Source organism: Pseudoalteromonas sp. CR1 (assembly GCF_019392235.1).
Classification (GTDB): Bacteria; Pseudomonadota; Gammaproteobacteria; order Enterobacterales; family Alteromonadaceae; genus Pseudoalteromonas.
On the sequence record NZ_JAHXRM010000164.1, the window covers coordinates 1 to 279 of the forward strand.

The 279-nt window shown below is 65.6% G+C and carries 1 protein-coding gene; it reads left to right on the forward strand.

The genetic code is table 11. The features are described 5' to 3' along the window. On the forward strand, positions 1 to 279 hold a 279-nt coding region (locus KZZ04_RS18935), incomplete at both ends, for a hypothetical protein (RefSeq protein ID WP_219423799.1).

Genomic DNA, 279 nt, shown 5'->3' on the forward strand with positions numbered 1-279 from the left:
GGCATGACATCCTGCGCACCGGTGTGGTGTGGGAGGGGTTGGCGCAACCGCTGCAAGTGGTGTGGCGCAAAGCCGAGCTGAGCATGCAGGCCGTGCACCTGCAAGGCGATGTACTGGCCGGTCTGCACGAGCGTTTCGATGCGCGGCGCTACCGCCTGGATATCAGCCAGGCGCCCCTGATCCGCCTGATGTACGCCAACGACCCGGCCAACGCGCGTGTCGTGGTGGTGCTGCTCTATCACCATATCGCCCTCGACCACACCGCCTTCGACGTGGTGC